Below are 6916 nucleotides of genomic sequence, written 5' to 3'. Positions count from 1 at the left end.
CTAAGGATACGGTCCGGGGGAGATTACATATTAATCCACCGCGACCCGGTGAGGCAGCGGCAAGCTATATGCACTTTCCGGCAGACAGGGATCTGAATTATTTCAGTCAATTGTTAGCGGAACGTTCTGTATTAAAAGAATCAGGCGGGCAGCGTTTCCGAGTGTGGGAACAATTACCGGGCCGTGCTAATGAAGCGCTGGACTGTCGGGTTTATGGTTATGCTGCGCTGTGTGGCTTGCTGCATATGGGACTAAAACTGAATGCACTAGATAGTGTCGTCATAAGATATTTAACCAAAGAGCAAGACAGCGGATCTGAACAGCGGCAAGAAATGAGGCACTATTTTTAGCATAACGGGTCGCTATCCCACGCCAGCGTTTAAGAGGGAGAAACGCATTTTCAACTAAATGCCTGAGTCGATAAAGAGCCCGATCATATTCTCGTTTGACCTTGCGATTTTTGCGGCTGGGAATTTGCGCTGCCATGCCCTGGTGCTCTGCTTGTTCAATCACTGTATTGCTGTCATAGCCCCGATCCGCTAATAAGTGTTCTGCATCTATTCCTTCAATCAAGACCTCAGCTTGTGAGCAATCCGCTGTGGTACCGCTTGTAATAAGCGCTCTGACCGGCATACCATGCGCATCCACGGCCAAATGTATCTTGGTATTGAGTCCCCTTTTGTCCGCCCCATATCCTGATTGCCGCCTTCTGCGCCTGCGGCATGGGGATGAACTTTAATGTGACTGGCATCAATCATCAACCATTCGAAATCCGGTTCAGAGATGAGCTGCTCAAGCAATCCTTCCCATATTCCTTTGTCACGCCACCGACAAAAACGGCGATGCGTATTTTTCCAGTCACCATAATCGGGCGGTAAATCTCGCCAGGGTGCACCTGTCCGTAAAATCCAGAACACGGCATTAATAAATAACCGATTATCATAAGCGATGCGTCCCCAGGCGCCCTTACGTCCTGGCAGGTGAGGCTCAAGTAAACGCCAAACATGATCAGAAATATCGTGACGGCGGTGTGCTGGTGTGCTCATGGTTAAGTAGTCCATTCATATAATATGGGGTTATTATTACATGAATTTATTTATGACGACAGAAGGATAAATACTTTAAATAGCATAATCAGCACTTACGCACCCAAGAAAGATAGAAATAATACTCAGGCATATATCAATTTTGTGTCAAAAGAGACAAGCTATCCTGCCAATCAGCCCTTGGACTTGCATGAACCCCAGGTGTTAGAAAAACTAATGAATGCTATGATAAAACAGGAAAATCACGGCCAACAGCCATTTAGCAAGCAGGAAATCACAGATGCAATAATCGCAGCCATCTTTGAACCACGCAGGCAAGGGTTACGTGACAGATATTATCTAAGTCAGCAACGCATAATGCATCAACCTGCTACATCCTCTGAATCCGGTCAACCGGCTACCAACGGATTTCCTTCTATCTTTGCAAATCAAGTAAATAATAGCGAGCTTGCTCAGAACATGGCTGAGGCGATTCAATCTGTAATAGGTGAAAATAAATTCCAGGTAGAGATTACACTGGTCAACAGCAAGACCGGAGAGCGTCAGCAATTTAATGCAAAAACTGGGGGCCGGGTCGGGTAACAACATCTATGCAGTATCCTTGAAAACATTTTATTTCCCATTCTTCAATGTAATTATTATCATATTTTGAATAGGGTTATGAATGGGTGACATACGGACGTGGATAACTGAATAGGTAATGTATAAATATGACTGAGATTTGGATTGTTATCATAATCTTTATTGTTTCGCTGGTTATAGCTTGTTCCCAAAAGGCAACGTGGTACAGAACGGTAGCGACAGTAATAGCTTCGTTGATCGGTGGAGTTGGCGTTTTAGTGCTGATTGTTTTTTGGGGTGGGCTTCTTAGTTCTGATTCCAGTTCTGGATGTAATGATAAATCTGGCGGTATTTACGAAAGCAAAGGTAAGCTTTGTTATAATGAAAGCGAGTTCTCGACACTAAAAGATAAAGCTAATGATAAAGTTACACCTGTTGTTAATTTTACTGTTTTAGATAAAGGTAAGGCCATTATTCATGCTAATGATGATAATGATTATATTATCTTGGACAAGGATGATGGACTTGAAATTTATCCTTATGAAGCATATAAATCAGCGAACCAACTAAATGAAGATGATTCTGATAACTCAGTGGTTGCAAATAAGATTAATTGTCATGATTTTTATATGAATGATAAATATGATGGTTTTACTTTCCCATCAACAGGATCTTCTTTGGTTCACCTCTATAATGTCAATGGTCTTGTTTGTTATCAGGGCAGGGATATAACTTCATGGGTTGCTGGTGAAGGGATGAAAGTTACAACAGCTATTATCCCAGACCCTAAAGAATCATTAGCTATAGTTACAGTTGAAGAGGAACACCCCCAAACATTTGAGTCAAAAAGCAGCATTAGAGTAATTTATGTTACCCAAAATGGGTTGCGTGGAAAAAAAGATATTATAAGACAGAGGTACACGGAAGATCCGAAGACAACATTATCTGACATGAAAATCGTAGGTTACAATTACGAAAAAGGAATTGTTTATTTTTCAGTTCCGGCTTGGGCTGTAAGTAATGCGCTACATGCCTTCACAATCCCTTTTGACAATGATTACTCTAATATAAGAGAAAAATTTATCACAGATGGTGATTTGACATTTGTAAATATGTCTAATTTATTAGGTAAACCAGAGTATAATAAGTACATAGGAAGTTTAATTGTTGAACAGAGCGCAATAAAAGAAGGTGAAGGTCGTGTTTATGGTCAGTATCTGGTATCACCAGAAGGTAAAGAGATCTGTGAACTAAATACAGAAGTCGATACTTGGAGAGTATATCTGCCTTGTAAGGAATAACCCCGCCACGATTGGACACCATCTTGCAGTCAGACAGAACCCCCATAAAAACGACTTTTTAAGCATGGAAAACCGCTGGTAGTCGCCCTAAGCCAGGGATGGCTCAAATAATCACCTTTTCTTACATTATTGTGTGGGTTATTATTAACTAGTAGCAAGCAAGGGGGTGTTATGAACACAGTTTACAAAGCACATTTTGGTGATCAACAAGTTAATTTTGTTGTGAATGTCATCCATGATGATATGTGGATTGCTGAGTGCGATGAGCTTGGATTGGTTACAGAAGCTAAAACTTATGATGAATTGACAGAAAAAGTTTGGGAAATAGCTCCCGAACTATACGAGATGAACCTGGATGGTAACCCTGATGGGATGAAAATTAGTTTCGTTCAGGAACAATCTTACGATTCAAGGATAGCGCTCTAACATGGGATCTGGCTTATATCCACAACTTAAAGAAATCTTATTGGCGCATGGGTGTTACTTCGTCAGACAAGGTAAAGGCAGTCATGAAATATGGCGTAGTGATATAACCAATAAAGCATTTAGTGTGCCATACACGATAGTCTCTAAGCATACCGCTAATGCAATTCTGAAACAGGCAGGAATCAAAGAAAAAATCTGATGATTTTGCTTATGTCAGACCGAAGACCCTAATGTGGGTTTACAGTGCAACTTGCCAAAAGATAATCCGCCATCAGAGCGGGTTTCTTTTATCTGCCTGTGCGGCAGTTAGCTTTTACGAAAGTTTCGTAAAACCCCTCATGCTTTTTTGGGTGTCATGAGGAAGCCATAAACAACCCTATGAGGGGCTTTTGTAGGTACGCACTTTTTGTGTGAGATGTATTTATTCTAACGAATCGTTATAATTTCTATTAATTAATATATTAAATAGAAAATAATAGTAATTATCTATCAAAATAGATCATTTAACAGGGAAAAACAGCTTTATATATTTCAGTACTTACTATACTGTGTTTTTATACATTTAATGGTTTTATTAACAGTACACTTTTTTGTCAAAAATTTATTAATATCAGTTCTATTTAGTTATGAAATGTTGATAGGAATAATGGTATGACAGAATTTATTGGAGATGAATCAAGTATTGAATGTCCTTCTTGTGGAAGTAAGCACGAAGCTGAAGAGGTATGCTCCTGTGGATACTCTCCTGAATTGGAACTGAAGGATGAGAATTATATACCTCAATTTGCTATGACCGCCTCATTAGAAAAATTCATTGTGGATAAAAAAGCATCTTTTAAAGTAACGCTTGGGACTGTCTGGGATATAAGTGCTAACGATGTGCAATCATTCATAAAAAGAGTGGAAAGAAAGTTCAAAAACAATAGAAAGCAACATGGGTTTATTAGTAAAAATGAGCTAATTAATAGCACGCCATTTCAAATGAAAAGCTACCTCAACAATAATACAGATTTTGAATCTTTTGTTAGTGGTTTAATGACCAATGTACAGATAGAGGCAAATGGTGAAAATAGGGGGAGACTGTCAGGTGGTGAAGTGGTATTTATTCATTATAAATTAGATAATGACATGGATAGTCATGGGAAATTGTTTATCATAATGGTAGATAAGAAAAATGTATTTAATTTTGATGATGAACTTATACCAACAGAGTTATCTTCTGTTGATATGGACGCATTAAGGCAGGCAGCAATGCTTGATTTAACCTTATTTAATAAAATATACCCTAATAATGATGGTGATCCTTATTTGCAAGTTATATCTGGAAAATCATCAAGCTCTTTTTTCAAGAGAGCATTGGGGTGTAATGAGAAGCTTGATAATGCCAGAAGTATAGAGCAACTATATAAAGCAATTAAAGATTTCTCCAAATTGAAAAAATTAACTCCTGTAGAAACAGCTAAAGTCCTAGAAGCAACTGCCGCACTTATGGATAAAAAATCCAAGGATAATAATGATAAAAAAATATCCATAAATGATATTCAAAAGATATTTGAAGATCGGATTGAAAAAAGAAAAATAGGAAGTAATGATTTTGTTCAATTTGTAAATATTAACTCATATTTAATAGATGATTTTTTTGAACCAACAATTCATTCGGGAAAGTGTTTTGGTGAAGTAAATATCATTAGTTCTAATAAAGATTATAATTGTAAATTTTCTTTAAATGTCATCAGTGATGACCCAAATTCCAATAGTAAGGTGTTTTATGATAGAAATAATGGCTATTTGAGAATAAATCTGTCTAATGAAGATATGATGATATTGGATGGTGTTGTTGGTTATACTGCGAAAGAGGAGTGACGACATGGGAGACTCTGGCTTATCAACTCTGGTTAAAATATTATCTGACACTGATCTGAAAATTGATGACGGATTTGCTATTTTAAAATCTAAATCATCTATATTTACTGAATCACAGCTAGATAATATTGAAAAATTATTTTTGGGCTATGGTGTTATTGAAGGATTTGTTAAGCAAGATGGAGAGATTGCATTTCCTATCAGTGCTAATAACCTTTCTCCCAATACAATAATTCACACATCTATTGATGATTTTTGGCGTTTATGTCTCAATAAAAAAAACATTCCGAATGAATATATAGTGTTAGGAGATAAAATATTATCTTCAATAGAGGCTTCTAATGAAATAGAAAATATATCAATTTTTTTGAAGTGGAGGGAAATACTTGATGCGGTATCAAATTATCATATCGATGGTAATTATATAATATACATCCAAAATAGTGAGGGTGGTAAGGAAATAATAATAAAGAGCTATTCAAATTACAATTTAGTATCGAAGTGTAATCATGATAAACAATCAGATGTATCTGCTGGTGCTCTATTGAAAGTATTAGATATAGAAGATGCTCAATCACCTGAAAGAAAATCTATATTGAAAACTGCAATATATGACTTAATTCAAAATGAAGAAGAAAAAAATATACTAACAGTCATATCTAAGGGGGAAAGAATCTATAATAGATATAATGATCTATTGGAATTGTATACAAAAAGATTCTCAGTTAATAAAATTCTATCAGAGTTAGAACAAAAACAATTAGAGTATACAACAAAGATAAATGATTTTGTCTCATCTAGCCAAAACAAGGCTTTTGCTATTCCCGGCGCTTTAATAGCCATTGGAGGGTTGGCTAAGGCTAGTGGTTTCTTGAATTCTTTGTTGATTTTTATTGGTTTATTTTTGGTTTATCGAATTACATTAATCTCAAATGAAGCACTCAAAGACTCTTATGATTCATTAAAGAAAAGTTTGAAGGATGTTTTTGAAAGATATTCAAAATTTGATGAAGGAGTTGAGGTTAGAACAGCAGCAAGCAAGATTTTTTCAGAACTTAATGAAAAAATAGAAACTGCAAAAGACAGGCTTAATAATGTCAATAATATGGGTTGTTTTATGTTATGGGTTGGGGGCGGTTACTTGCTTATTAAATGGCTTTTCTTTTAGTGCTAAGTGAATAGCTTAGCATTGTTGTGTGATCCTATAGCCATCATCAAATAAACAAATAGGCTGCTTAATTGCGGTTTTTTTGTATCTAAAATAACCACAAGGTGGTGATATGCCATTGATTAAAGACGCCATTTCATCATTTTTGGGGAAAGATCAGGGATGGAAATGGTCAGAACATTTACACCCGGCATCATTCCGGGGTGTACCCTTTGCCGTGGTGTCCGGTGAAAGCGTTTTCGGCAGACGGCAAGCAGTGCATGAATACCCTTATCGTGATACGGCGTGGATTGAAGACCTTGGGCGCAGTAGCCGAAAAATCACCTTGCGCGGCTTTATCATTCAAGACAGTAAAGTTTATTCCGCGCCGGATGTAATCACTCAACGTAATAATTTGGTGGCAGCGTGTGAAGAAGGAGTAAGCGGCACGCTCATTCACCCCACGCTTGGGGAGTTAACTGTCAGCGTCACTGAATCGGGCTTACGTGTAAATGAAAGTGCGGATAATGGCCGGGTGTTTGAGTTCACGCTTACAGTGATTGAATCTGGCC

At 37.3% G+C, this 6916-nt stretch carries 8 protein-coding genes and 1 pseudogene; 8 read left to right on the top strand and 1 reads right to left on the bottom strand.

All coding sequences use genetic code 11. The features are described from left to right. Positions 1–350: terminase gpA endonuclease subunit (locus AACQ83_RS22995; RefSeq protein ID WP_192881088.1), on the top strand; the 350-nt coding region annotated here is incomplete at its 5' end. Here the strand turns inward: AACQ83_RS22995 and AACQ83_RS22990 are convergent. Further along, a pseudogene (locus tag AACQ83_RS22990) lies at positions 280–1061 on the bottom strand (IS5 family transposase). The gene AACQ83_RS22995 and the pseudogene AACQ83_RS22990 overlap by 71 nt on opposite strands. 129 nt (positions 1062–1190) lie before the next feature. Between AACQ83_RS22990 and AACQ83_RS22985 the strand changes: the two are divergent. The 7 genes from AACQ83_RS22985 to AACQ83_RS22955 all read left to right on the top strand — a co-directional run. Beyond that, positions 1191–1628, top strand: coding sequence for a hypothetical protein (locus AACQ83_RS22985; RefSeq protein ID WP_146747938.1), 438 nt, complete (start codon positions 1191–1193; stop codon positions 1626–1628). A 128-nt stretch (positions 1629–1756) separates the two neighbouring features. Further along, entirely contained in the window at positions 1757–2908 is a 1152-nt protein-coding gene (locus AACQ83_RS22980; RefSeq protein ID WP_112879748.1) for a hypothetical protein, read from the top strand. A gap of 171 nt (positions 2909–3079) precedes the next feature. Further along, a complete protein-coding gene (locus AACQ83_RS22975; RefSeq protein WP_112879747.1) occupies positions 3080–3334 on the top strand; it encodes a DUF1902 domain-containing protein in 255 nt (84 codons plus the stop codon). A gap of 1 nt (position 3335) precedes the next feature. Then, positions 3336–3533 carry a type II toxin-antitoxin system HicA family toxin gene (locus AACQ83_RS22970; RefSeq protein WP_047963020.1) on the top strand — a complete coding sequence of 66 codons (198 nt, stop codon included), beginning with the start codon at positions 3336–3338 and terminating at the stop codon, positions 3531–3533. Between the two features lie 452 nt (positions 3534–3985). Next, entirely contained in the window at positions 3986–5197 is a 1212-nt protein-coding gene (locus AACQ83_RS22965; RefSeq protein WP_112879746.1) for a nucleoid-associated protein, read from the top strand. Positions 5198–5201: 4 nt separating this feature from the next. Continuing rightward, positions 5202–6365, top strand: coding sequence for a hypothetical protein (locus AACQ83_RS22960; RefSeq protein ID WP_112879745.1), 1164 nt, complete (start codon positions 5202–5204; stop codon positions 6363–6365). Between the two features lie 112 nt (positions 6366–6477). Continuing rightward, a partial coding sequence (locus tag AACQ83_RS22955; RefSeq protein ID WP_192881086.1) for a DNA circularization N-terminal domain-containing protein occupies positions 6478–6916 on the top strand: 439 nt, incomplete at its 3' end.

Source organism: Photorhabdus sp. S10-54, from assembly GCF_963878145.1.
Taxonomy (GTDB): domain Bacteria; phylum Pseudomonadota; class Gammaproteobacteria; order Enterobacterales; family Enterobacteriaceae; genus Photorhabdus; species Photorhabdus kayaii.
The sequence above is the reverse complement of the archived record's forward strand: the minus strand, read 5'-3'. Positions and strand labels throughout refer to the sequence as shown.

Coding starts and splice junctions, on each gene's coding strand:
- AACQ83_RS22975 (WP_112879747.1), top strand. CDS start 3,080: ATGAACACAGTTTACAAAGCACATTTTGGTGATCAACAAGTTAATTTT.
- AACQ83_RS22970 (WP_047963020.1), top strand. CDS start 3,336: ATGGGATCTGGCTTATATCCACAACTTAAAGAAATCTTATTGGCGCAT.
- AACQ83_RS22965 (WP_112879746.1), top strand. CDS start 3,986: ATGACAGAATTTATTGGAGATGAATCAAGTATTGAATGTCCTTCTTGT.
- AACQ83_RS22960 (WP_112879745.1), top strand. CDS start 5,202: ATGGGAGACTCTGGCTTATCAACTCTGGTTAAAATATTATCTGACACT.
- AACQ83_RS22980 (WP_112879748.1), top strand. CDS start 1,757: ATGACTGAGATTTGGATTGTTATCATAATCTTTATTGTTTCGCTGGTT.